The organism is Ferdinandcohnia sp. SAFN-114 (assembly GCF_059415045.1).
The window spans coordinates 1-24,624 of the sequence record NZ_JBPFDQ010000073.1 but is presented as its reverse complement, the minus strand read 5'-3'; the positions used below and the strand labels follow the sequence as shown (position 1 = coordinate 24,624).

20 protein-coding genes, 1 pseudogene and 1 other annotated feature are annotated in these 24,624 nt (G+C 38.0%); of the genes and pseudogenes, 4 read left to right on the top strand and 17 right to left on the bottom strand.

The window, feature by feature from the left end; translation table 11 throughout:
* The 4 genes from ACR65M_RS19955 to ACR65M_RS19940 all read right to left on the bottom strand — a co-directional run.
* Nucleotides 1–252, bottom strand: a 252-nt coding sequence (locus ACR65M_RS19955; RefSeq protein ID WP_440274186.1) for a hypothetical protein, incomplete at its 3' end; no start/stop codon positions are given.
* A gap of 125 nt (nucleotides 253–377) precedes the next feature.
* The gene (locus tag ACR65M_RS19950) at nucleotides 378–2,171 is read right to left on the bottom strand and encodes an ABC transporter ATP-binding protein (RefSeq protein WP_341333603.1); all 1,794 of its coding nucleotides are present in this window, start codon (nucleotides 2,169–2,171) and stop codon (nucleotides 378–380) included.
* 29 nt (nucleotides 2,172–2,200) lie between these two features.
* A complete protein-coding gene (locus ACR65M_RS19945; RefSeq protein ID WP_341333381.1) occupies nucleotides 2,201–3,940 on the bottom strand; it encodes an ABC transporter ATP-binding protein in 1,740 nt (579 codons plus the stop codon).
* A gap of 12 nt (nucleotides 3,941–3,952) precedes the next feature.
* Entirely contained in the window at nucleotides 3,953–4,414 is a 462-nt protein-coding gene (locus ACR65M_RS19940) for a PadR family transcriptional regulator (protein WP_341333382.1), read from the bottom strand.
* 384 nt (nucleotides 4,415–4,798) lie between these two features.
* Here ACR65M_RS19940 and ACR65M_RS19935 point away from each other — a divergent pair, with 384 nt between their 5' ends.
* Nucleotides 4,799–6,199, top strand: a complete 1,401-nt coding sequence (locus tag ACR65M_RS19935; protein WP_341333383.1) for a purine-cytosine permease family protein — start codon at nucleotides 4,799–4,801, stop codon at nucleotides 6,197–6,199.
* Nucleotides 6,200–6,434: 235 nt separating this feature from the next.
* Here ACR65M_RS19935 and hprK read toward each other — a convergent pair whose 3' ends face one another.
* From hprK to proB, 7 genes are all read right to left on the bottom strand, one after another.
* Complete coding sequence (gene hprK, locus ACR65M_RS19930) at nucleotides 6,435–7,373, bottom strand: HPr(Ser) kinase/phosphatase (protein WP_341333384.1); 939 nt, start codon at nucleotides 7,371–7,373, stop codon at nucleotides 6,435–6,437.
* Between the two features lie 104 nt (nucleotides 7,374–7,477).
* Nucleotides 7,478–8,320: a sulfurtransferase gene (locus tag ACR65M_RS19925; protein ID WP_341333385.1), complete on the bottom strand. Its 843-nt coding sequence runs from the start codon at nucleotides 8,318–8,320 to the stop codon at nucleotides 7,478–7,480.
* A 19-nt stretch (nucleotides 8,321–8,339) separates the two neighbouring features.
* Nucleotides 8,340–9,536, bottom strand: a complete 1,197-nt coding sequence (locus ACR65M_RS19920) for a class I SAM-dependent rRNA methyltransferase (protein WP_341333386.1) — start codon at nucleotides 9,534–9,536, stop codon at nucleotides 8,340–8,342.
* Between the two features lie 111 nt (nucleotides 9,537–9,647).
* A complete protein-coding gene (locus tag ACR65M_RS19915; protein WP_341333387.1) occupies nucleotides 9,648–10,250 on the bottom strand; it encodes a hypothetical protein in 603 nt (200 codons plus the stop codon).
* A gap of 267 nt (nucleotides 10,251–10,517) precedes the next feature.
* A complete protein-coding gene (locus tag ACR65M_RS19910) occupies nucleotides 10,518–11,690 on the bottom strand; it encodes an Alp7A family actin-like protein (RefSeq protein ID WP_341333388.1) in 1,173 nt (390 codons plus the stop codon).
* Nucleotides 11,691–12,059: 369 nt separating this feature from the next.
* The gene (locus tag ACR65M_RS19905) at nucleotides 12,060–13,304 is read right to left on the bottom strand and encodes a glutamate-5-semialdehyde dehydrogenase (protein WP_440274185.1); all 1,245 of its coding nucleotides are present in this window, start codon (nucleotides 13,302–13,304) and stop codon (nucleotides 12,060–12,062) included.
* Nucleotides 13,297–14,424: a glutamate 5-kinase gene (gene proB / locus ACR65M_RS19900; RefSeq protein ID WP_440274184.1), complete on the bottom strand. Its 1,128-nt coding sequence runs from the start codon at nucleotides 14,422–14,424 to the stop codon at nucleotides 13,297–13,299. Before proB ends, ACR65M_RS19905 begins: the two co-directional genes overlap by 8 nt.
* 51 nt (nucleotides 14,425–14,475) lie before the next feature.
* Nucleotides 14,476–14,696 (bottom strand) — a binding site (T-box leader).
* A 289-nt stretch (nucleotides 14,697–14,985) separates the two neighbouring features.
* On the opposite strand from proB, the gene ahpC reads away from it, so the two are divergent.
* Together ahpC and ahpF are read left to right on the top strand one after the other, a co-directional pair.
* Nucleotides 14,986–15,549 carry an alkyl hydroperoxide reductase subunit C gene (gene ahpC / locus ACR65M_RS19895; RefSeq protein ID WP_099351424.1) on the top strand — a complete coding sequence of 188 codons (564 nt, stop codon included), beginning with the start codon at nucleotides 14,986–14,988 and terminating at the stop codon, nucleotides 15,547–15,549.
* A 12-nt stretch (nucleotides 15,550–15,561) separates the two neighbouring features.
* Nucleotides 15,562–17,142 (top strand): alkyl hydroperoxide reductase subunit F, encoded by a 1,581-nt coding sequence (ahpF, locus tag ACR65M_RS19890; RefSeq protein ID WP_440274183.1) that lies wholly within the window; start codon nucleotides 15,562–15,564, stop codon nucleotides 17,140–17,142.
* 58 nt (nucleotides 17,143–17,200) lie between these two features.
* Here the strand turns inward: ahpF and ACR65M_RS19885 are convergent, their stop codons facing one another.
* Both ACR65M_RS19885 and ACR65M_RS19880 read right to left on the bottom strand, forming a co-directional pair.
* Nucleotides 17,201–17,542, bottom strand: a complete 342-nt coding sequence (locus ACR65M_RS19885; protein ID WP_341333392.1) for a zinc ribbon domain-containing protein YjdM — start codon at nucleotides 17,540–17,542, stop codon at nucleotides 17,201–17,203.
* Nucleotides 17,543–17,624: 82 nt separating this feature from the next.
* Nucleotides 17,625–19,058, bottom strand: a complete 1,434-nt coding sequence (locus tag ACR65M_RS19880; RefSeq protein WP_440274182.1) for a multicopper oxidase family protein — start codon at nucleotides 19,056–19,058, stop codon at nucleotides 17,625–17,627.
* 304 nt (nucleotides 19,059–19,362) lie between these two features.
* Between ACR65M_RS19880 and ACR65M_RS19875 the strand changes: the two genes are divergently transcribed.
* Nucleotides 19,363–20,298 carry an EamA family transporter gene (locus ACR65M_RS19875; RefSeq protein ID WP_440274181.1) on the top strand — a complete coding sequence of 312 codons (936 nt, stop codon included), beginning with the start codon at nucleotides 19,363–19,365 and terminating at the stop codon, nucleotides 20,296–20,298.
* 52 nt (nucleotides 20,299–20,350) lie between these two features.
* Here the strand turns inward: ACR65M_RS19875 and ACR65M_RS19870 are convergent, their stop codons facing one another.
* From ACR65M_RS19870 to ACR65M_RS19855, 4 genes and pseudogenes are all read right to left on the bottom strand, one after another.
* Entirely contained in the window at nucleotides 20,351–21,601 is a 1,251-nt protein-coding gene (locus ACR65M_RS19870; protein ID WP_440274180.1) for a nickel pincer cofactor-dependent isomerase, group 22, read from the bottom strand.
* 104 nt (nucleotides 21,602–21,705) lie between these two features.
* Nucleotides 21,706–22,710, bottom strand: a complete 1,005-nt coding sequence (gene pdxA, locus ACR65M_RS19865) for a 4-hydroxythreonine-4-phosphate dehydrogenase PdxA (protein WP_440274179.1) — start codon at nucleotides 22,708–22,710, stop codon at nucleotides 21,706–21,708.
* 70 nt (nucleotides 22,711–22,780) lie between these two features.
* Complete coding sequence (locus ACR65M_RS19860; protein WP_440274178.1) at nucleotides 22,781–24,088, bottom strand: four-carbon acid sugar kinase family protein; 1,308 nt, start codon at nucleotides 24,086–24,088, stop codon at nucleotides 22,781–22,783.
* A gap of 266 nt (nucleotides 24,089–24,354) precedes the next feature.
* A pseudogene (locus tag ACR65M_RS19855) lies at nucleotides 24,355–24,492 on the bottom strand (helix-turn-helix domain-containing protein); the annotation flags it as partial.
* Between the last annotated feature and the right edge of the window lie 132 nt (nucleotides 24,493–24,624).

The following is a 24,624-nucleotide window of genomic DNA, read 5'->3' as shown; positions in this document are numbered from 1 at the left end:
TTTCGCATTCTTTGTCCAAATCACACCTTCTTTCCGACTCATTTCTTCACCTTTGTCTATCCTTCTGTCCGAATCAAGCTCGCTTTCTGACTCTACTAATCTCGTTTTCGCATTCTTTGTCCAAATCACACCTTCTTTCCGACTCATTTCTTCACCTTTGTCTATCCTTCTGTCCGAATCAACACCGCTTTCTGACTCTGTTTCCCCCTTTTCCTCATTCCTTGTCCGAATGAAGCATTGATTCCGTCTCACTCTGGTTTCACTACCCTCCACTTGTCCTACAACAAGTACCTTTCTCTAATTTAAAACACAGAAAACAGCCTAGCTTCACCTGCTAGGCTGTTTTCGAATTTGCACCCTACCTTATAACCAGTATCTCATATCTCCTGTAGGTTAAATTGACTGTCATACATGTCAAAGTAGAAGCCTTTTTTCTTTAAAAGCTCTTGATGTGTGCCTGATTCAATAATTTCTCCTTGATGAATAACGAGGATGCGATCGGCGTTTTCAATGGTCTTCAAACGGTGAGCAATCATAAAACTTGTCCGCCCTTCTGTTAATTTATTGATGCCCTTTTGTATTTCAATTTCAGTATTGGTATCAATACTAGAAGTTGCCTCATCAAGAATAAGAATATCTGAATCTGCTAAAATCGCCCTTGCAATCGCTAATAATTGACGCTGCCCCTGGCTTAAATTTTCACCACCAGATGTAATTTGAGTAAGGTAAGCTTCAGGTAAATGTTGAATAAATTGATGTGCTGATGCCATTTTTGCTGCATTTATTACTTCTTCCTCTGTTGCTTCCAAACACCCGTATCTGATATTCTCCATGATCGTACCCGAAAATAAGAAAGTATCTTGAAGGACGACACCGATTTTTTTTCGTAAACTGCTTATTTGATAGTCCTGTATATTTCGACCATCTACTTTTAGCTCACCCGCTGTTACGTCATAAAACCGCGATAATAGATTAATAATGGTCGTCTTACCTGAACCAGTCGGGCCAACAAGCGCGACTTTCTCACCCGCTTTGACAGAAAAATGAACATTCTTTAAGATTGGCTGACCATCCTCATAACCAAAAGTCACATGAGAAAATTCAACATCACCCTTCAAGGAATCAACCACAATCGCATTCTCTTTATCTACAATATCCGGAGTCTCATCCATAATTTCAAAGACACGTTCCGCACCAGCTATAGCTGATTGGAACATATTGATTAGATTTGAAAGCTGATTGATTGGTCTAAAAAATTGACGAGAATAGAGAACGAATGCACCGATAATCCCAACAGTCGCTAGATTATGCACTGCAAGTACGGCGCCTATCGCAATCACAAGACCGAGTCCTAGATTATTAATAAAATTATTAACTGGACCTAGAAATCCCGAAACAGTGTCAGCGGCCATAGCAGATCTGCGCAACCGCTCATTGATACCCGAAAATTGCTCGTTTATCTTTTCTTCTTTTCCAAAGAGCCTAATGACCTCACTTCCAGAGATGGATTCTTCAATTACACCATTTAACTCACCCAGATCGCGTTGTCTTTTTATAAAATAGCTACTGCTATATGTAATGATTTTTTTCGTTGTTAAAATCATCAGCGGGATGACTAAAAGGGTAACAATAGCGAGCACCCAATTAAGTGAAAACATTGCAATCGCTACTCCCGAAATCATTAAAATTGATGACAAGATTTGAATAACGCTTTGGCTTAATGCGTTATTTAAGGTATCAATATCATTTGTTACCCTACTCATTAAGTCTCCGTGTGTACGTTTATCAAAGAATTTTAAGGATAGAGTGTGGAGCTTATTAAATAAATCTTGACGTAAATTTCGAATGGTTTCCAAGGATACCCGAACCATCATGAAGGTTTGAAGCCATGTAAACAAAGCGGTTGCCACATATATAGCGGTAAGTATTCCTAAAAACTTTATTGTCCCAGTTATGTCTTTTGGAATGATATATTCATCAATAATGATACCGATCAAATATGGTCCAGCGAGCCCTAGCAAAGTAGATAGGATAACAAAGATAATTGAAAAAACTAATGCCATCTTTTGCTTCTCCATCTGCTTCCAGATACGGTGAATCGTCCCCTTCCAATCCTTTGCCTTTTCTACGGGTCCCCCAAATCCTCTTGGCCCACGCGCTCGGGCTAACATATTAGCATTCGGTTGTGATGTGGCTTTACTCATCCGAACTCAACCTCCCTCCCAGTTTGTGTAGCAACGATTTTTCGATACACTTCACTCTTTCTGAGTAACTCATCATGTCTGCCGCTAGCCTCAATTTCGCCATCGTTCATCACAAGAATTTGATCTGCATCGATAATGGATGAAATCTTTGATGAAATGATGAACACGGTTGAATCAGCATAATCTTCTCGTAATGCCTGTTGAACTAAGCCTTCCGATAAAGCATCAATTGCAGAGGTTGAATCATCAAGCACTAAAATACTCGGCTTGCGGATAAAAGCTCGCGCCATCGATAAACGCTGCTTTTGACCACCTGATAGATTCGTTGCACCTTGCAACAATGAGTGTGAAAACTTATCTTCTAATCTCATAATAAATTCACTTGCTGCAGCAGATTCCGTAGCTTGATCCAACTCACGTTCTGATGCTAATTCTTTTCCGAAACGCAAATTCTCCTCAATCGTTCCTGAAAACAAGGTAGCCTTTTGAGGAACAAAACCGATACTATTTCGTAAGTTTTCAAGTGGTATATCTTTTACATTAACCCCATCGATAAGAATTTCACCAGAATCAGGGTTATATAGACGCGGAATAAGCTTCACTAATGTCGACTTTCCGCTTCCTGTTGAACCAATAATGCCGATTGTTTGCCCCGCCTTAGCTTTAAAAGAAATATCCTGGAGCACATTATTTCCGTTTTTACTATAACTAAAATTTACCTTCCGAAATTCCACTTCGCCTTTTAAATCATATATAGTGCGAGGCTGAACCGGCTCTGTAATATCAATTTTTGTTTCAAGCGTATGAACAATCCTCTCAGCAGAAGGAAAAGAACGTGCAATTTGCATCAAGACATGACTGCTACTAATTAACCCGTTCATCATGATATTTAAATAGTTTAGAAAGGCTAAAATAACCCCCACCTGAAGTGTACCTTCGTTTACCTTGATGACTCCTAACCAAAGCCCAGCTATTATTCCAAGATTAACAACAAACATCATAATGGGCATTAGGGTTAAAACAAACTGTTCTGCGGTCATCAGACGATTCGTTAACAAATTATTAACCTTTTTAAAGTGGGCCTTTTCGTAATTTTGGCGATCAAACGCCTTGATGACCCGAATCCCAGCTAACGTTTCTTGCAACTTTGTATTCACCTTATCCATTGCCTTCTGTACTTGAGAAAAAAGTTTCCCTGATTTTACAGAAAAGAAATAAATAAAAGCAATTAGAACCGGGATGGCGACTAATAAAATGGGAAACAGTTCCCTCGCAGTAAACCAAACAATCACGACCGAACCAATAAATAAGAGTGGGCCTCGTACAAAAATACGTAATATCATAATAACAGCCTGCTGCACTGTCGTAATATCGTTTGTCGTAATCGTAATCAATTTTCCAGTCCCAAACGAATCAATATTCTGATTCGAAAATCGGCCTGTTTTTTTAAACACATCATGGCGAATATCAGTTGCAAAATTTACAGCAGCCTTGGCTGAAAAAACAATACAGCCGATTCCACCTATCAATCCAATGATTGCACATAGCAGCATAACGAGTCCAAATTTAATGACATATTCATTATCCTGATTGGCAATTCCTGTATCAATCATCTTCTGCATGATTGTTGGTTGTAAAAGATCCATCACCACCTCAATACACATAAAAAGAGGTGCTAAAATGGCAAATAACAGATATGGCTTTATATACTTAACTAGTTTTTTCATGGCTTTCATGAAAGTTTCCCCTTACTTCCCACTATTCTTTTTTAATTGTTCAGTCATTTCTTCAATGAACGAAATTAATTCAAGTACCCCTCGGGAATTCCCACGTGTTTGTTTTACAGCATGTCGAAATTCCTTTTCCCAGCGCTCCATCGCTGTCCTTAGTTGAATAAACTCCCCCGAGTTCTTCCAGGCCATTCTCTCTTTCCACTCAACCCAAAAATCACCCTCGACATGCTTTGCTTCATCTAGCCGTTTTTGACCATTTTTATGAATTGAATAAACCTTTTTTTGTGTATCAGCATCTCGTTCAATCAGGCCCTGGTCCTCCAACTCCTGAAGTGCTGGATATACAGTCCCAGCACTTGCAGAGTAAGCACCATTTGATCGCTCTTCTAATTCCTTCATAATCTGATAGCCATGCATTGGTTCTTCCTTTAACAAATGCAAAATAGCTATTTGAACAAACCCTCTTTTTCTCCTCATTGCATGCTGCCTCCTTAATTATATCGATAATTATAATCGATATATCGGAGTGTTACAATCGTAACCCTTTAAATGATCAAAATACCGAAAACCCGAACTTTTAATGCCACATTCTTTTATACTATCCATCCAATGATATAATACGCACATTTCCAAGCATTTCAGATATATTATTCGGTATTTGTGGATAATCCTAAGAAAAACCCGGATTATGTAACCTAGACATGCTGTAAATAGGTTTTATCACGGAATATGCTGGTTTATCGCGTTTGATGCAACGTTATCTTTAGTGATATAGTTATTCTAGTTAAGCGAACTGTGCACTTATATTTATTTCACAAGAAATGTTTTTGTGAAATTATTCACAAAAAGGGAGTTGATAAAATGGGATCTAATATCCAACCGGAGCAAAATCGCAACGAAGCGTTGAGTGATGACTATTCCTTGGATAGAGTACCTCTTAACAAAAGAAACATGAGTTGGTTAAGTATAACGAATATTACATTCGGAATTGCAACGGCTATTTTTTATTTTCAAATGGGAAGTGTAATGGCACTTCAATTTGGCGCAATTAACGCCATCATTTCCGCGATATATGCGATTATCGTTGCCGGTATTCTTGGAACTTTCATTGCGTACCTATCTGCAAAGTCAGGTATGAACGTAAATTTATTATCAAGGGGTGGCGGGTTCGGCTATATTGGCGCTTCATTAACCTCCATAATTTATGCCACAAATTTCATCATGTATTGTGCACTTGAAGGTTTAATCTTAGTTTCCGCAGTCCACGAATTCTTACCTATTATTCCAGAATGGGCTTTAATTCTTTTCTTCGGTACCATTGTCATTCCACTAAACTGGTTTGGAATTAAGCAGTTGGATAAATTACAAAAATGGTCATTGCCATTGTTCGGTGTATTTTTAGTTGGAGCAATCGTAGTGGCAGCAATCAAGCCATCTGTTTATGATGGAACTTTCTGGTCCTATATGCCAGAAAATGTTCAGGTTGGAGGAACCGCTCTCTTGCTTTGTATTGGAATGCAACACGGAATTATGGGATTAACTCCACTACTCGCATCCGATTATGCTCGATTCCTTAAACCTAAGGACACGAAAATTGGAGTATTTGCAATTGGGTTTGTCCCGCAGATCTTCTGTTTTGGTGTAATGGGAGGCTTAGGTATTTGGTTTGGTGTTCGTCTAGGTGAACCAAATCCTGGTGTGTATATCGTAATGCTTCTAGGAATGTGGGGAGCGTTGTTTACGATGATTACCCAAGTGAGAATCAATGTCACAAATATATATAGTGGTTCACTTTCTCTTTCAAATTTCTTCGAAAACATTTTTAACTTTAAACCTGGAAGACGCTTTTGGGTAGTTGTAACAGGAGTATCTGCCATCTTCTTAATGCTCACCGATATTGTCAATCATCTTGGCACTGTCTTGACCTTCCAAGGAGTCTTCTTATTATCTTGGGCAGCTATTTTAGTTACTGATGCTGTCTTTGTTAAGAAATTATTAAAAATTGGCCCTGGATATTACGAGGCAAGACAAGAGAACTTATATAAATGGAATCCCGTCGGTGTTGCTGCTTTATTAATTTCAAGTGCCCTCGGTACTGTAGCAGCACTTGGATTTATGGGAACCTTCTTACAAAGTACGGCCGCATTTTTTGCAGCAATCCTTGCATCGATCCTAACAATAATCTTAGCCATTGCTACAAAAGGAAAATATTATATAAAAAAAGAAGCAACAGATATCAAAAAAGAAGAGTACGTCGCTTAACCTATTAACCCTCTACTTACTTAGAAGATGTAGAGGGGCTTTTTTTACCTTAGAAGAGTAACTGGGCATGGGCGATGCCCTCACTTGGCACCGGCAGTAAATTCCTGGGTACCTAACCGTAATAATATATCTAATCAGGGGCATCGCCAAGACCTCATCCATCTTGGCAAGGCACATTAGAAATTGAAAACCAAGTTCAACTCAAATTGGGGTTCTCAAGCTTTGAACCTCCCCTTTATTTATCGCCATTAGAGGTCGTCAACTCATTATCAATCCTACTCATGAATTCCTCTGCCGCATTGTAACCTTGTTGTTTTAAATACCAGTTGTTTGCGGCTGCTTCAATTAGCCCTGCGACATCTCGCCCAGGCTGAAGCTGAATCTCAATTGAAGGAATCTTAACACCCATAAATTCCATCGTGTTGATTTCTTGTTCTAGATCATTATACAAAGCATCTTTTTCCCACTTCGTCAAATGAATATCAAGGGAGATGCGGGTTTCATCTTGAAATGCTTTTCTTCCATACATCCGAACTACATTTAAAAGCCCGATACTACGAAGGGCTAAGAACTCCTTTGTTTTTTCATCATGTGTACCTAGAATCGTTTGTGGACTTAGCTTTTTTAAGACGACGATATCATCTGCTACGAGCCGATGTCCCCTGCGAATCAAGGTATGCGCAGTCTCACTTTTTCCTACACCAGAATTCCCCCGGATCAGAATACCAATCCCCGACACATTCATACAAACACCGTGTACAGCAATTTCTTCCGCTAATTCCTTAATTAAATAGGCGTCCAATCTTACAATATAATCAGAAGTAATCTCAGGCTGATTTGTAACCAGCAATGGAATGCCTTGTTCCACACAATGCTGTTTTAAATAGGTTAGCCCCTCTTCCCCACATGTTACGATAAAACAAGGAGGATGGTATTTAACAATATTTCCAATCCGAATTCTACGTTCCTCTTTTGTAAGTTTATGTAAATACGTGACTTCCTTTTCTCCTAAAATTTGAACTCGCTCTGTTGGAAAAAAGTCAAAGTGACCAACGAACTCAAGACCCGGTCGATGTACCCGGGATTGCGTAATTGTATTCTGTAATTGGTCTTCACCAGCCAATACCTTCAATGAAAACCTACGGACCAAGTCTGCCACGGTTATCCTTTTCACTGTACCCTCACCGTCCAAATAATGTTTAAGTGTATTATACTTTATTGAGGGGGTAAACGTCATCAGTATGTTAATGAAAAAGAGCCTCCCTTTCAGAAAGGCACTTATCTCTCATTCCCTTTTGCAACCGGATTGTCTTCATAAGAAACCCAATCACTATAACTACCTGCATATAGTCTGACATTCTTAAATCCTGCCATTTTCAAAGCAATATAATTAGGAGTAGCTGTTACACCAGACCCACAATAAACAATGATTGGTTCGTCTTTTTTAAGGTCTGCAAATCTCTTTTTCTGTTCTTCACTATCTTTAAAGGTCCCTTGTTCCATCCCTTCTATCCAACATCTATTTATTGCGCGGGGAATATGTCCTGCAATACGATCGATAGGCTCAAATTCCCCTTTATAGCGGCTTTCATCTCTCGAATCTATTAAAATGGGAGAATCCATTTTCTGATCAACGATTTCCTTAACCTCTTCATAAGAGGCTAACATGTCTTCACGTATATTTATGTTAAATGAAGCTGATTCTAGTTCTGGTATTTCATTTGTTGTAGGATAACCTGCTTCAGTCCAACCTTTAAAGCCTTCGTTTAATACATAAACCTTCTCATGTCCAAGATAGGTCAGTAACCACCAAAAACGAGATGCAAACTGACCTTCACCCCCATCATAAGCAACTACTGTTTTTGAATGATCGATTCCAGCTTTTTCAACCCCACGTTTAAACTGCTCTATATCCGGCAGTGGATGCCTTCCCCCATGCTCCGATACAGGAGCTGATAGCTGCTTTTCTAAATCAAAATAAAAAGCACCAGGTAAATGACTTTCCTGATAGAGCTTTTCTCCTTGGGTTGGATTTCCTAAAGCAAACCGGCAATCCACAATCTTTATATCCTTGTTATGTAGTTGTTCAACAAGCCATTCCTTATTTACTACGAAATCCATCTCATTCGCCTCCATCTTCCTAGCCATTTAGCTTTTTGATAAATACTACTTTTAGATAGTTACCTTCCTTAAATTGCGAAATTGTTTGAAAGTCTGAAGGTAATGTGAATTCCTCTTTAATTTTGTATTTGCAATTACTTTCCTTAAACGCCGCATCAATAAAGCTCTTAAATTTTTTCATATCAAAGGATGCACTATTTGTTGAAGCAACAATTATTCCATTATTTTCTGTAATTACAATTGCTTCCTTCAATAGATTTTTATAGTCCTTTTCAGCACTAAATGTCATTTTCTTCGACCTTGCAAAACTAGGCGGATCAAGAATTACCACGTCAAATTTTAAGTTCTTTTTACCTGCGTACTTAAAATAATGAAAAACGTCTTCAACAATAATGTCATGGGCCTCATAATCAATTCCGTTTACACTAAACTGCTCAATCGTTTTTGGCAGACTACGATTCGCTAAATCCACACTCGTTGTCTTTGCAGCTCCACCCATTGCTGCAAACACAGAAAAGGCCCCTGTATATGAAAAGGTATTTAATACAGTCTTCCCATTTGCATACTTATCGCGAATTGTTCTTCTTACATCCCGCTGATCGAGAAACACCCCGACCATGGCTTCTTCATTAAAATAAACGGCAAAATTAACCCCATTTTCTTTAACAATAATCGGAAATTGGCCACGTTCACCTTCAACAAACCCATCTTCTTCAATAAACTTCCCGTCTTCACGAAATCGTTTTTTCTGATAAATTGCTTTATACTGGACTAGATTTTTAAGTGAGGTTAACACATGATTGAAATATGTATAGATGCCTTTACTGTACCAATTAATTAAATAATACCCATCAAAATAATCAATGGTGAAGCCCCCAATTCCGTCTCCTTCTCCATTAAATACACGGAAGGCATTCGTTTCCTTGTCATTAAAAAATGACTTTCTTTTGTCTAAGGCAGCTTTCATCTTTCTTTCAAAAAAGGACTGATCAATCTTTTCATCCATGTTCCTCGTTAGGATCCAGCCATATCCTTTATTTTGCTTGCCATAATAGCCCCTCCCAATAAATGAATGTCTTTCGTCAACAAGGTTAATTTGGGCTCCCTCTTCTAAATGGCTTGTATTATTCATCACTTGCTTTGTAATAAGCGGATAACCCCCTTTGTACTTATTAGCGAGTTTTGAATTTACTTGTATATTCAATTCCGTTTCCATGATCTCCATCCTCATCCTATGGTTTTCTTTCTACTATCATACATTTCTCTTCTTTCATTTAAAAGGGACAGTACCACGTCACCATAATGTAACAAGTACTGTCCCTTCATTTTACTTATTCATCGCAGAAAGAAAATCCCCCAAAAGACTGTCTAAATCAGCGTTCTCTGCATCATTATCTTCTTCTTTTGGTTCATCTTGCTTGGCAGCTTCCCAGTTAAAATTATCTAAGTCATCCTCAAGGTTGGTCGCATCCTTAGCTACAGCGACTTCGTCAACCGAATGTACATGACCTTCCTCGGTGATTGGCTTAGCCTTATGTTGCTCCACAGACAATTCCTCTTGAAGATATAAGGCTTCATCTAAATCTACTGATTTGCTGTTTAACGAAGCTAGTAGTGCAGTCGCACGAACTGGGTCAGATAAAAGGTGGTAAATAATACTTCCTAGTAATGCTTCAGAATGCTCATGCTTAAGCCAATTTCGCTGTGATTTACTTAATTTATGAGGGAGTGGAACGGTGATGACTTCCCGCTCCCTTGAATAAGTCTGGCCGACTCCCTGCATGACAAACTCAGCTATTTTACTAGAAAAATTCCTTCGCTCTGTTTCCTTCAGTTTTTGTAGATGCTTTAATAAATGATCAGGTGTATCAGATGGTACTCGAAACGAAATCGCTTGGCCCCTCTTTACCTCAGGTGAGGTTGTTTTCATAGGATCACCTTATCTTATTTTTTTGAAGATGTTCAAAAAAGTCGGATAAAAATGACACTTCGAATTTCTGCGCACTGCACCAAGTACATCGTGAATCACTTGGTTATGCGCTTGCGTCTACTAGCTTATTCTCGAAGTCAATTCCTCAGCGCAAGGCTGCATGGAGGCTAACTCAAGCAGTTGCCTCGCTCCGGTACTCAAAGCTGCACCGCCTTGAACTTCTTGGTCCTTTTTGTCCTCATTTTTGAACCCTTATTTTTTAAATTCTTATTTTTTTACTGGCTCTTGTGGTACCTTTTGCTTCTCATTTTTTCTTATAAAGTCAGTAATAAGCTTATAATAGGCATTTGCCATCATCCAAATGCTCTCTTTTTCATCTTCAAAGAATTCAATATTATAACCATCAAGGTTGTTATTTAATGTTTTAATATAATCTTTAAGCACATTTGATCCACCACCGACGAAATAGCAGATTTCCGTTTGAGAGTTTTTCAGCCAAACATTGCGTAGTAATCGATATTGCTTTTTCGCCAATTCAAGCAAGATTCGATCTGTAATATCATGAACGCTTGTCCGACTTCCTTTTACCATAATATGATTTCGGTTATTTTTTCTCGTAATAATATCTACTACATCTCGGCGACTATCTAACTCTATTCCGTGCTTAGAGCGAATTTCTTCTCTAATGGCTTCCAATGATTCGGATACCCCGAGATTAAAGCCTTGGGCCTTATCATCATCAACAGTTCGGTTACGAATCACCGCAATATCCGTGGAAAGACCACCAATATCTTGAATTAAAATCTGCTTATCAATTAGATCCTTATTGATTACTTTCAAATTATTATCCATTACAAGATTAATATAAGCCGCAAAACCTTCTGGATAGATTTTCACTTCATTGAATTTAATGTTGACCTTTAATCCTTGATATCTCGGTGTTACAAGAAATTCGACTTGATGAACTGATCCTGTTAACTTTGATCGATATCCAGCATCTTTTCCTTCTTTTACTTCTCGAAGTGGCAATCCTGTTCCTAATGTGTAATTTGCATCAATTACATTTTTTGACCTCGGAAAGGAAGTTGTGTTTCCCTCACGTACTGCATCCAATGCCAATGTAGCAAAAAGCATAATCAATGTCTGATCCTCTTCTGATTTGCTGCTCCCCGGGTCTAATTCTGATGCACTGTTACTCTTGGTTGCCAAGTGCCCTACACGATAAATGACATTATTCTCTTTTAGGGCAGGGGAGTGAACCTTAATATGAATTCCTTCCAACGGATCCTTACTATTTAATTCTTCTATACCAATTACCGGACGGTCCTCGGTGTCTCTTGCAATAATATTAGGAATATTTAATTCATACTCTAGTTCTCCGAAGATTGCCTTAATAGAATCATTTCCAACATCAACTGCTGCAATTCTGGACATAGTCATTCAAACATCATCCCTTTTCAATTTAGTTAGATTTGTTGCTATGTAGGTCTGTTGAACTTATTCACTTAATAAAAGGGTATAAGAGATTACTAGATTCCACAATGACTCTCAGCAAAAAGAAACAAAACTGTAAACCTGTAAACACTCTGTAAACATGTCGGTTTTTGTATACATTTCTGTAAACAACGAATACAAACCCGTATACATGTTGTTATCTCGGGATGTATACAGATTTGTAAACATGTAAACAGGTTTGTATACATCTTGTTTACTTTTTGTGTACGTGTAAACATTTTTGTAAACAGCAAAAAAATAAAAAGGGATGTTCCCAAGATTGTTGGAAACATCCCTTATATTTCGTATTCAATTTTACTTAATTTGCCCATTTCCTCGAATTGTATATTTTGTGGAGGTTAAGGCCTGTAGCCCCATCGGTCCACGTGCATGTAGTTTTTGAGTACTAATTCCAATTTCTGCACCAAATCCAAATTCAAATCCATCTGTGAATCTGGTAGATGCATTATGGTAAACAGCTGCTGCATCCACTTCTGTAAAAAATTTCTCTACATTTTCAACGGTTGAAGAGATAATGGCTTCGGAATGCTTTGTTCCATATTGATTAATATGGGTAATCGCCTCTTCTACACCCTCCACCACTTTTAAAGCGACTTCTAGCCCTAAAAATTCAGTACCCCAGTCTTCCAAGCTCGCAGGAATGATTTCCTTCCCTGCTTTTTGGACCTTTTCATCTCCATGTATTTGAACATCTTTTTCCTGTAAGGCTGTTATTAACTCTTGTAAATGTTCTGATGCCCAATCCTTTTGGACAAGAACATTCTCAATTGCATTACATACCGATGGACGCTGTGTTTTCGCATTAATCGCAATTTCAATCGCCATGTTTGGATCAGCTGTTTCATCTATATATACATGACAATTTCCTGCTCCTGTTTCTAATACAGGAACTGTCGAATTTTGTACGACTGTCTGAATTAATTTTGCACCACCACGCGGAATCAACACATCTAGATACTCATTTAACTTGAACATTTCTGATGCTGTTTCTCGGCTAGTATCCTCTAATAGTTGAACACCATCAACTGGTAGATTAATTAACTCAAGTGCATGTTGAATAACCTTCACAAGGGCTTTATTTGAATGAATTGCTGTAGAGCTACCACGAAGGAGTACTGCATTTCCCGTTTTTAAACATAAACTTGATGCATCAACGGTTACATTTGGTCTTGCCTCATATATCATTCCGATGACCCCTAGAGGAACTCGAACTTGAGCAATTTTAAGTCCGTTTGGACGCTCCCATTCTTCTATTAATTGTCCAATTGGGTCCTCTAGTTTCGTTAATTGAACAATGGCATCTGCCATATCTTGAATCCGCTGTTCATTTAACTTTAAGCGATCAAGTAAAGACTCACTCATTCCCTTTTCTTTTCCTGCTTGCAAATCCTTGTTGTTTTCTTCCAAAATAAACGTTTGTTCTTTGATAAGTTGCTCAGAAATTGTCGAAAGAGCCTTGTTCTTTTGTTCTGTGGTTGCCTTTGCTAAAAGTGATGCTGCTATTTTTGCCTTTTTCCCTTTTAGAATTAACTCACTCATACGTAACTCTCCTCTCTTTTTGACTTACCCAATTATCTCTATGAATGACAACACGTTGATCACTGTTTACCTTAACCATTGCCTTAGTGCTTGATAATCCTTTAATCTCTACTAATTGGTCAGAAGAAAAGTTTACCTTTCCTTTTCCGATTGTATCTCCCTTAAGATTTACAACCTCAACAACATCATTTATGTCAAAATTACCGATAATATTAGTGACACCTGCAGGTAGAAGGCTTTTTCCATGCCTTAGTATAGCCGCTGCAGCACCCTGATCGACTTCAATTTTCCCGCTTGGAATTGAGTGCAAGGCTAGCCACTGCTTTGATGTATTCATACTAGGTCGTGAGGAGTCTCCAATATATGTTCCATCCCCTTTTCCTGCAAGAATATCGACAAACTTCTCATCTCCAGAACCAGATCCAATAAACACTTTTACTCCTAAACCGACAGCTGTCTTTGCTGCCTCAATTTTTGACTTCATTCCTCCAGTGCCTACCTTTGACCCCGAACCAGAAGCTCCCCTTACTAATTCGTCATTAATCTCATTGAGGAAATTGTACCTCTTTGCATTTGGATGTGTTTGTGGATTTTGATCATAGATTCCATTGACATCTGTTATGATAATCAAAAAGTTAGCATGTACAAGCCCGCTTACTAATGCCGATAACATGTCATTATCTCCAAAGTTTAATTCTTCTAATGATACGGAATCATTCTCATTAATAATTGGTACAACATTTCGTTTTAGAAGTTCCGATAGAGTAGCATTAGCATTGTTGTATTGATCCTTGTATAAAAAATTTTGCCTTGTTAACAGTAATTGCGCGGCAACAATACCATGCTTTTTAAATTCTTCCGTATACCCCCTTAAAAGAAGGCCTTGCCCCACCGCTGCAGCTGCTTGTTTGCCAGCGACAGTTTTAGGGCGGGAAGAATAGCCAAGATCCATAAATCCAGCTGCAACAGCCCCAGATGAAATGAGAATGACTTCATGCCCAAGTTCCTTTAAACGAGCTATCGCATCCACATGTTCTTTAAGCTTATCGTTACTAAGTCCGCCATTTTGATTGGTTAAAGAACTGCTCCCTATTTTGACAACAATTCGCTTCTTCTTCATTTCATTCACCACCCATTAAATTCTATAAAAAAAGGCCCTTCCATCCCTATAAAAAAGGACGAAAAGACCATGTCTTTCGTGGTACCACCTTTATTGATACTAAGAAACGCTCTAGTATCCACTCAAAACCTTTAACGCAGGCAACGGTTAGGTTTTCCTAACAGTTCAAAGGACAGGTTCAATAGCATTGCAGGTTATAAAATCTTTCAGCCCATGGATTTTACTCTCTTTTACCTGAGGACTACTTACTAGTTCCCTTTCATCACTTCTTATTATTAAAATAGTTCGTACATTGCTTTTGAATTATAGATTAGGAATATTATGAATCAAATTTACATTTGTGTCAATGGAAGTCAGCATTAATCAAGAATTACCATTTATAAAGGTACCTTCTAATACAAAATCTAATAATTGATATTTGAATATAATTTTCATAGCATTTTAATTGACATAAATAATAACATCTATATAATAATTATTATAAACAAGTATTAATTATAGATTTATTAGTCAATAATGCTAATAATCTATATTAAATATAATTAATTGGAGGAATTTATTATGTCACTTATTGGAAAACAAGTAGAACCATTCACATTACAAGCTTATAGAAATGGTGATTTCATCGAGGTTACAGAGGAAGATTTAAAAGGTCATTGGAGTATTGTTTGCTTCTACCCTGCTGACTTCACTTTCGTATGTCCTACTGAATTAGAAGACTTACAAGAGCAATACCCAGCATTACAAGATCTTGGTGTTGAAGTATTCTCTGCTTCTAGAGATTCTCATTTCACTCACAAAGCATGGCATGATTCTTCTGAAGCAATTGGTAAAATTACTTATACAATGATCGGTGACCCTGCTCACGTACTTTCTCGTCAATTTGATGTATTAGTTGAAGAACTTGGACAAGCTGACCGTGGTACTTTCATCATTGATCCAGATGGTGTAATCCAAGCTGTTGAAATCAATGCAGACGGTATTGGCCGTGATGCAAGCACACTTATTAATAAAATTAAAGCTGCACAATATGTACGTAACAACCCTGGTGAGGTTTGCCCTGCTAAGTGGAAAGAAGGAGAAGCAACACTTAAGCCAAGCCTAGACCTAGTAGGAAAAATCTAAGGAGTGCTTTAAATGATACTAGATGCTGATATAAAGCAACAATTATCTCAATATCTTCAACTTTTAGAAAGTGACGTCCTACTCAAAGTAAGCGTGGGATCTGATAATGTCTCAAAAGATATGCAGGCTCTTGTTGATGAGTTGGCAGAGATGTCTTCTAAAATTAAGGTTGAGTATGTTCAGTTAGAAAGAACACCTAGCTTTAGCATCAATCGTATCGGCGAGGATTCTGGTATAACATTCGCTGGAATCCCTCTTGGACATGAATTTACTTCATTTGTGTTGGCTCTTTTACAAGTAAGCGGAAGAGCTCCGAAGGTTGATCAGAAGCTAATTGACCAAATAAAAGCAATTAAAGGTGAATACCACTTTGAAACTTACGTAAGCTTAAGTTGCCACAACTGCCCTGATGTTGTACAAGCTCTTAACGTGATGAGTGTTCTCAACCCTGGCATCACACATACAATGATTGATGGTGCTGCCTTTAAGGAAGAAGTTGAAAGTAAGGATATCATGGCTGTTCCAACTGCTTTCCTCAATGGAGAAGTATTTGGTAATGGACGTATGTCATTAGAAGAAATTCTTTCAAAAGTTGGAAGCGCACCTGATGCATCAGAATTTGCTAATAAAGATTCGTTTGATGTTCTTGTTATTGGTGGCGGGCCAGCAGGTAGCAGTGCAGCTGTATATGCAGCGCGTAAAGGTATTCGCACAGGTATTGTTGCTGAACGCTTTGGCGGACAAATTATGGATACACTTGGCATTGAGAACTTTATTAGTGTTAAGTACACAGAAGGCCCTAAGCTTGCAGCAAGTCTCGAAGAACATGTAAAAGAATATAATGTTGATATAATGAACCTACAGCGTGCGAAACGCATTGAAAAGAAAGACTTAGTTGAGATTGAATTGGAAAACGGTGCTGTTTTAAAAAGTAAAACCGTTATTCTTTCAACTGGTGCTCGTTGGCGTAATGTTAATGTACCAGGGGAAGCTGAGTTCAAAAACAAAGGTGTAGCATACTGTCCACATTGTGATGGTCCATTATTTGCCGGCAAAGACGTAGCCGTTATTGGTGGCGGTAACTCTGGAGTTGAAGCTGCAATTGATCTTGCTGGTATTGTTAAGCATGTAACAGTTGTTGAATTTAATTCTGAACTCAAAGCCGACACCGTGCTTCAAGATCGTCTTTTCAGTCTTCCAAACGTAACGGTTATCAAGAACGCACAAACTAAAGAAATTACGGGTACTGACAAAGTAAATGGTCTTACTTATGTTGACCGTGAATCTGGTGAAGAAAAGCATATTGAATTACAAGGTGTATTTGTTCAAATTGGTCTTGTACCAAACACTGATTGGCTTGGTGACACAATCGAACGTAACCGAATGGGTGAGATTGTTGTTGATAACCACGGTGCAACAAATATCCCTGGTGTCTTTGCTGCTGGTGACTGTACAAACAGCCCTTATAAGCAAATCATCATTTCAATGGGCTCAGGTGCAACTGCATCATTAAGTGCATTTGACTACCTAATCCGAAACAATTGGGATACAACTACTGATGATTCTGGTCAAAAGACCCTTGTTCACCAGTAATCCTTTTCAATAGTAAAAGTCGCTATTAACCTAACTGGTTAATAGCGACTTTTTTACTTTATATCTTCTTAACAAATTCTGACTTTAATTTCATCGCACCAAATCCATCAATTTTGCAATCAATATCATGGTCTCCTTCGACTAAGCGAATGTTTTTTACTTTTGTCCCCTGTTTTAGTACAGAAGAGCTCCCTTTTACCTTCAAATCTTTAATAACGGTAACAGTATCTCCATCCACCAATACATTCCCGTTTGCATCTTTGATGACTCTTTCACCTTCATTGTTATCCTCTTCTTGATTCAATGGCCATTCATAAGCACATTCTGGGCATACTAGTAACGCTCCATCCTCATACGTATACTCTGAATTACATTTTGGACAATTAGGCAAATTACTCATTTTTTCCTCCTATTAAGGTTTATTATTTGAAATTACTTATCTTGATTATATCCTTAAAAAACAATTATGTTTTTCTATATCTTTAATGATGACCCTGATGTTCTCCACTCGTACCATTATTAGGAAGCGTTGTTGGCACCTCCGATTCAGTACCGGGTTCGACTAATAAGAATTGCCCCATCATGCCGTCATCTTCATGTCGCAATAAATGGCAGTGATACATGAACGGGAAATTTGGGTCAGCGTGTTTACCAAATTCCACAACAATTCTCACCTTTGAACCATTAGGGATAAAAACAGTATCTTTTCTTCCTCGCTCATACTCTGAAGGTGGCTTATCATTGATGTCTAGGACTCGAAATGCAGCATTATGAATATGAAAATTATGCGACCATCCAAAGTTGTTGATCTCCCATATTTCTGTTGCTCCTGCTGGAACAACCTCGTCAATACGATACATATCCATTAACTTGTCATTAATCTTATTCTCCATTGTAAGTTTGAACTGACGAACTCTAGCATCTTTTGGTGCCTCTATTGGTGGTACGCTTGAAAGTTGCCCAGTAACTGGAGCTGACTCTTCTAATTCAGAGGCTGCTACTATCTTTACCAAATCAAATTCACCATTATCTAAACCAGTATTCCCACTAAAACTATGGAGAACCGTCTCCTCACCCGGCTCAAATTCTACAACGATTTCTGCACGTTCACCAGGACTTAACATAAATCGCTCCAGGGTCACTGGCTCTTCTAAGAGGCCAGCATCGTTCCCTACAAGTTTGAAAGCTCTCCCATCGCTAAAGCCAAAATTATAGGCTCTTGCATTCGAACCATTGAGCAATCGAAAACGAACCTGACTCGTTTTAACTTCAAGATAGGGGTCATACGTTCCATTCACAAGTATTTCATCACCAAGGGTGCCAAATACTCCCTCTTCGTCCTCAGTTAATTGTCCCTCATTCGTAAACAACTTATCTTGGATAATGAGTGGAATATCATCTACTCCATATTCCGAAGGGAGTTTTTTTGAATCCTCATCATCGATGATGAACATGCCTGCAAGTCCTTTATATACATGCTGGGCTGTCTTCCCATGTAAGTGAGGATGGTACCACGTGGTAGCAGATGGTTGATCAATCGTCCAATGGGGAGTCCAAGTTTCCCCAGCATCAACCATTTGGTGTGGACCTCCGTCCATTTTGGCTGGCAATCTCATTCCATGCCAGTGTAGAGTTGATGGCTCGTTCAAACTATTTACAACATTAAAAGAAACCTTGTCCCCACGAGAAACTCTAATCGTTGGACCTAAATAGGCACCATTAATCCCCCAAGTATCCGCAATCTTACCTGGCAACAATTCTGTCTCTCCCGATTGCATGGTCAATGTAAAGTTTTTTGTACCATCGGATTCTATTGTAGGCTCAATAAGCGGTGGAAGTTTTAATGGCTGATCAAAGTCTAGTTTTCCCACATTTGTAACAATATCTTCCTTACCACAACCAGCTAAACTAATCATAAGTAACATACTAAAAAGTAAAAAAAATCTATTATGTGTTCTCAATTTTTCCCCTAACTTTCTCTCTTACCCATACGGTAGTTTAATATATACCTTGTTTCTAGCCTATTTTACTATCGTTTTTTCTTTATCCATGGTGAATCATGGTTTTGTCATAAAATTGACATATTTATTCCCCGCATTTTATAATTCACCAAACGAACCCTATCTTTTTATCAAGATAATGGAAGCCTCCATTAGGCATCTAGTTTCCCCTTTTATGATACAATAGTTTAATAGTATTTAGCTTCATGGAGGTTTCATAATGAAAGTAAATAAGGGCATATTGTTTGTATTATTGGGTGCTGGATGTTATGGCTTTACACCCGTTTTTGCGAAATTAGGGTTTAGCTACGGCTATTCGCTAGGCCAAATCAATATTGTTCAAATGCTGATTTCCTCGTTTTTATTATGGACTATCACTCTAATTAAACGACCTAGCTTTAAAGGACTTACGAAGAACAATCTTCCTTTAATCATGATAACTGGATGTTTTACCGGATTAACTAGTATTTTTTATTATGGGGCAATGCAATATCTACCTGCTTCATTGGCCATTATTTTAATGTTTCAATTCGTTTGGATTGGAATTCTTTTAGAATGGATTTTCAGCAAAGTGAAACCCGCTCCTATCACTGTTTTGTCCATCCTTTTAATATTAATCGGCGTCTTTTTTGCTTCCAATATAATAAATGGGGACATCCAAGGACTACCTCTTAAAGGTTTGCTTTTTGGTATTTTATCTGCATTTACGTATGCAGGATTTATTTTTTTCAGTGGAAAAGTCGCAGTAGATGTAGACCCATTGGCTCGTACTTCATTAATGGCAACTGGGTCAACCATTTTGATACTGATCATATTCATGCGTGACATTCCATCCGTTTTTCCATTAGAGACAAGCTTAATAGCAACAGCCATTGGTGTGTCATTATTTGGCGCCGTCTTTCCTCCACTATTCTTTGCGGTGGGAGCACCATTGGTCTCTGGCGGAATTGCAAATATCCTAACATCCATCGAATTACCCATTGCCATCCTATCAGCTAGTATCATTTTGTCCGAAACGGTAACACCAAATCAATGGGTTGGAACAGCCATTATATTAGCCGCAATTGCGTTGAATGAACTTGGTGGTAAACTAATCAGAGTTCGAATGCATAATAAAGAGGTTATTTATATCGATAAAAACAAACAGCCCCTCTAATTGGAGCTGTTTGTTTTTTTCTGTATTTATAGTTTCAATTCTAAAAGGGACATTACATAGGTAAGAAATAACCGTTATCGTCAAACTTCATTTCATGTAGGTTCTCTAATACTTCAATGTTTTCTTTATCTTTTAATTCATTAAAAATAGCTTCGGATACATATAATTCTCCGATATGAAGTGTATTTGGAATCCTTGCAATTCTAGCCTTTTCCGGTGATACACCCCAATTCGCGCGGAGTGCTGCTTTAAGAGCTTCTTGGTCATTTTCAAGAATAATGGGAATACTTGCTCGAGCTAAAAACGTACTTGTAATTACATTTTCATTCATTGCTTGATAATCAATTTTTTCAAATAGGCGCTTTGTAGTTAAGTCAGCTAAGCCAATTCCCAACGCATTTCCATGGCTCGCCTCACTTAAATTTGAAGCAATGACATATTTAATGCTCGGCTTTTGTGGTTCTTCAACTCCAAGCACCCGGATACGCCCAATAATATTAGTATCCATTCCAGTCCCACTATAGTTTTTCCCAATCTCGTCAACGACTAAAATATCCATATTTTCGACTGGAAGACTAGGCATCAATGCAAATGCCTCTTTCAATAATTCTCTTTCACGCTCTTCTACTCGATCTTTTTCGATAGCCTCGATGATAGCTATTTCTTCATGAGCGTTTTCAACAATAGCTATACCAAATAAAGTATTTGAATTAGCGATAGCCACTTTGCCGACCTCAGGCATCATTTCGCTAATTCCTTTAATACCATGTGTATGTAAAGCTAAGGCTTGTTTATGTTTCCCCATTCCAATTGACGCCATTTTCAATACGCCACTCTCAACTTTGTTTTTAAAATCCGTATGAGGCTTAACACGCCCCATAACGATAATGCCATCTGCCTGATACGCGTTCTTATCAATGTAAACAGGGATTCCGTCAGAAGTTTTGCCCACTTCAACCACATCCATGGATGAACGTATTTCACATCCTGTTGATTCCTCAGTGACACCTAGTCCCTCAAGAACCTCAATTTGTCCTTCCGCAGTAGCTCCACCGTGACTTCCCATCGCTGGAATGATAAATGGAGACGCCCCTCTTTTTTTAATTTCATCTGCCACACTTTTAACGATTAAAGGAATATTGGCGATACCTCTACTTCCCACGGTAATCGCAATTTCCATACCCGGTTTAATTTTTTCATCCGCATGTACATGAAGAAATTGCTCAACAATTGCTCCTGGGATATCATTTACACTTTCAGTTTGGAATTTCTGACGTATCTTTGCAACCTTTGGTAAAGTCATCATTCTTGTCTCCTTTTACAGAAATGCTACTTGTTGATAAAAAATGGTTTGTATACAAAGTCAGCAAGAGATCTGTATTTGACCTCTTGCTTGATATTCTCATATTACGCTTTTTTCTTTGGAGCTAATTCAACTGCCATACGTAGCGCTTCTTTTAATGATTGCTCGTCCGCAATATTTTTACCAGCAATATCAAAAGCAGTTCCATGGTCAACGCTTGTACGAATGGTTGGAAGACCTACTGTAATATTTACTCCAGCCTCTAGACCTAACACTTTAATTGGACCATGACCTTGATCGTGATATTGTGCAACAACAATATCAAAGTCTCCACGTCTTGCTCTAAAGAATAATGTATCCGCTGGAAGTGGACCTTGAACATTTATTCCTTCTGCTTGCGCTTTTTCAATAGCTGGAACAATCTTTTCTTCTTCCTCACCATGACCAAATAGTCCATTTTCACCTGCATGTGGGTTAATTCCACAAACAGCGATTCGAGGAGATTCAATTCCTGCCTTTTGTAATGTTTCATGTGCAAGTTTGATAACCGTATATTGACGTTCTGCATTTATCCTATGAATTGCATCAAGAAGTCCAATGTGTGTTGTTACATGAATGACTCTTAACGCTGGTGCAGAGAGCATCATAGCAAAATCCTTTGTATTTGTTAATTCTGCTAAAATCTCTGTATGGCCCGGGTAAATATGCCCTGCTTTATGAAGTGCTTCTTTATTTAAAGGTGCTGTACAAATCCCTTGAATTTTGCCTTCATTTGCGTATTGAATAGCTCTTTCTAAATAACGGAAAGCCGCATTTCCAGCTTCTGGCGAAACTTGTCCCCATGGTAGATCTTCAGAAACTAAATCAAGGTCGATAATATCGATCGTACCATATTGTGACTTTGCTTCTTCTGGATTGGTAATGCTATTTAATTCAAGATTGATATTTGTTACGTTTAAAGCTCTTTTTAAAATTTTCAAGTCACCTACAACAAATGGACTGCAGTTATCGTAAATATTTTTGTCATTCAAAGATTTTACGATAATTTCAGGTCCGACACCAGAAGGGTCTCCCATTGTAATCGCGATACTTGGTTTATAGCTAGTCATATATAATTCCTCCTGTAAATATCTCTTATTTGAACAAGCAAAATGTCAGTTATAATTTCTATATTAGTACTCATTGAGTACGTGTATTGAGTTCAGTAACCTTTTGAAGTGCCTTTGAAAGTGCTTGGTCGGTTCCAAACGCGCCTGCCTTGGTGACAAGTGGAATGCCATCATATAATCCTCCAAAGAGTTTCCCATACGGAATACCTGGCTCTACTTCGCCAATGACACGAATCCCTTCACCTTGTAACACTTTACAAGTAGCACCTGCAATATCTCCACCTGTTAAAACGGCACCACAAATTTTCTTACTTTCGATTAATTGACCAGCAATTTCTCCCATTGAATTGGCTATTGTGTTTCCAACATCGAAATTTGATAAACCAAGTTCACGTTGTAAGTTCTTTACTTTCCCTATCACTTCTTGGTCTCTATTCGTGGTTACTACTAAGTCGCCTTTATCTAGCAATGTTTTACTTGCTTTAACAATACGATCAATCTCAAGTTTTCTCCTATCCTCAAAAAAGAATTCTTCAGGAGAAATAACAATTTCTGCTACATTATTTTTTTCTTTAAGGACCTGAATTTGTTGATGAGTGATTGAATTTACACTGCCCGCAACCACTAATACAGGATCTCGATCACGCACTTTATTGGTATTAATAACCTCTTCCTGAATCTCTTCATTAAAGATGTGCGATGCGATTCCTGCGGAACCCACCCAGAGATATTTCTCTTGTAAGACTTGTGCTGATTTAACGATGATTTCTAACTCGTCATCAGTCGTCGCATCGACAATGATGATTTTCGACGTATCACTCAAGGAAAATTCCTTCATTATGTTAGATAAGTGGTCGATTCCTTTTCTAACATGAGAGATGGTAATTAACTCAACATCCCTCTTACTTTGTTTCTGTACCAATTTAGGCAGATAACTTTCATTTACCGGGCTGGCAGGGTCTTTTGCCATTTCAGCTTTCTCTAATAAAACTCCATTTACGAAATGTTCACCATTAATAGTAGTTCGATTACTTTTTGGAAAAGCTGGTATTACAAATGAAACCTTATAATTAAAAGCATCCATTACTGCATCAATTTCCGGACCAATGTTTCCCCTCATCGTTGAATCTATCTTCTTAAAAACATTAGAAACACCTAATTGCTTCAATTGTGCCGTTAGATCATAAACGATGTCATAGGACTTACCAGCCTCTATTGCTCGACTATCTGAATTTAAAACAATGACATCTTCAGTAAGATGTGACGGTTGTAATTGTGTATATGAAAATAGCACTGTTGTGTTTAAACCCTGTTTTGCGAATTGAACTCCAGTGTCGTTTGCACCCGTTAAATCATCTGCGATTACCGCTAGTTTCACCTACATCCCGCCCCCTTTACTACTTAGTTTGTATAATTTAGCTTTTTTTATTTGTTTCGAAACAAGTGTCACATTACATGTACAACTACTCTTTTTGTATTACTCAGCATCTTTTTCATGCGGTATTTTTAAACAAATACCTAAAAACGCTTACACTTATCATAAAACAATATGTTGCATTTAGCAATAGAATTCATGACATTTGTTCTTATTTTTATTATATGTTGCATTTTACATCAAATTGAAATAAAAGAAAGGCACAAGCTTTATTTTAGCTTGCGCCATAATGTGGAACGGTTAATCCCTAATCGCTTAGCTGCTTTCGATTGGTTCAACCCTTCTTCTTCTAGTACTTTTTTGATTACTTGTTTTTCTATATCTTCTAATGTACCAGTTATATCAATCTGTACGAATAGGTCATCTTTCTTCTCTTTTTGGTCTATTCGTTCCAAAAGTGCCTCTGGACTAACCTAAAATAGTGAGACAATATAAAACACCTCCAAAATGGCAATACTTGAGATAAGTATTGTGACATT

What these genes read in the sequence shown, in the direction of transcription:
- ACR65M_RS19920 (WP_341333386.1), bottom strand. Translation starts at nt 9,536, where the DNA reads ATGGAAACGGAATTGAATATACAAGTAAATTCAAAACTCGCTAATAAG.
- proB (WP_440274184.1), bottom strand. Translation starts at nt 14,424, where the DNA reads ATGAAGAAGAAGCGAATTGTTGTCAAAATAGGGAGCAGTTCTTTAACC.
- ACR65M_RS19870 (WP_440274180.1), bottom strand. Translation starts at nt 21,601, where the DNA reads ATGACTTTACCAAAGGTTGCAAAGATACGTCAGAAATTCCAAACTGAA.
- pdxA (WP_440274179.1), bottom strand. Translation starts at nt 22,710, where the DNA reads ATGACTAGCTATAAACCAAGTATCGCGATTACAATGGGAGACCCTTCT.
- ACR65M_RS19875 (WP_440274181.1), top strand. Translation starts at nt 19,363, where the DNA reads ATGAAAGTAAATAAGGGCATATTGTTTGTATTATTGGGTGCTGGATGT.
- ACR65M_RS19880 (WP_440274182.1), bottom strand. Translation starts at nt 19,058, where the DNA reads ATGATTAGTTTAGCTGGTTGTGGTAAGGAAGATATTGTTACAAATGTG.
- ACR65M_RS19925 (WP_341333385.1), bottom strand. Translation starts at nt 8,320, where the DNA reads ATGGATTTCGTAGTAAATAAGGAATGGCTTGTTGAACAACTACATAAC.
- ACR65M_RS19910 (WP_341333388.1), bottom strand. Translation starts at nt 11,690, where the DNA reads ATGACTATGTCCAGAATTGCAGCAGTTGATGTTGGAAATGATTCTATT.
- ACR65M_RS19940 (WP_341333382.1), bottom strand. Translation starts at nt 4,414, where the DNA reads ATGAGGAGAAAAAGAGGGTTTGTTCAAATAGCTATTTTGCATTTGTTA.
- ahpF (WP_440274183.1), top strand. Translation starts at nt 15,562, where the DNA reads ATGATACTAGATGCTGATATAAAGCAACAATTATCTCAATATCTTCAA.
- ACR65M_RS19950 (WP_341333603.1), bottom strand. Translation starts at nt 2,171, where the DNA reads ATGTTAGCCCGAGCGCGTGGGCCAAGAGGATTTGGGGGACCCGTAGAA.
- ahpC (WP_099351424.1), top strand. Translation starts at nt 14,986, where the DNA reads ATGTCACTTATTGGAAAACAAGTAGAACCATTCACATTACAAGCTTAT.
- ACR65M_RS19935 (WP_341333383.1), top strand. Translation starts at nt 4,799, where the DNA reads ATGGGATCTAATATCCAACCGGAGCAAAATCGCAACGAAGCGTTGAGT.
- ACR65M_RS19905 (WP_440274185.1), bottom strand. Translation starts at nt 13,304, where the DNA reads ATGAGTGAGTTAATTCTAAAAGGGAAAAAGGCAAAAATAGCAGCATCA.
- ACR65M_RS19945 (WP_341333381.1), bottom strand. Translation starts at nt 3,940, where the DNA reads ATGAAAGCCATGAAAAAACTAGTTAAGTATATAAAGCCATATCTGTTA.
- ACR65M_RS19915 (WP_341333387.1), bottom strand. Translation starts at nt 10,250, where the DNA reads ATGAAAACAACCTCACCTGAGGTAAAGAGGGGCCAAGCGATTTCGTTT.
- ACR65M_RS19885 (WP_341333392.1), bottom strand. Translation starts at nt 17,542, where the DNA reads ATGAGTAATTTGCCTAATTGTCCAAAATGTAATTCAGAGTATACGTAT.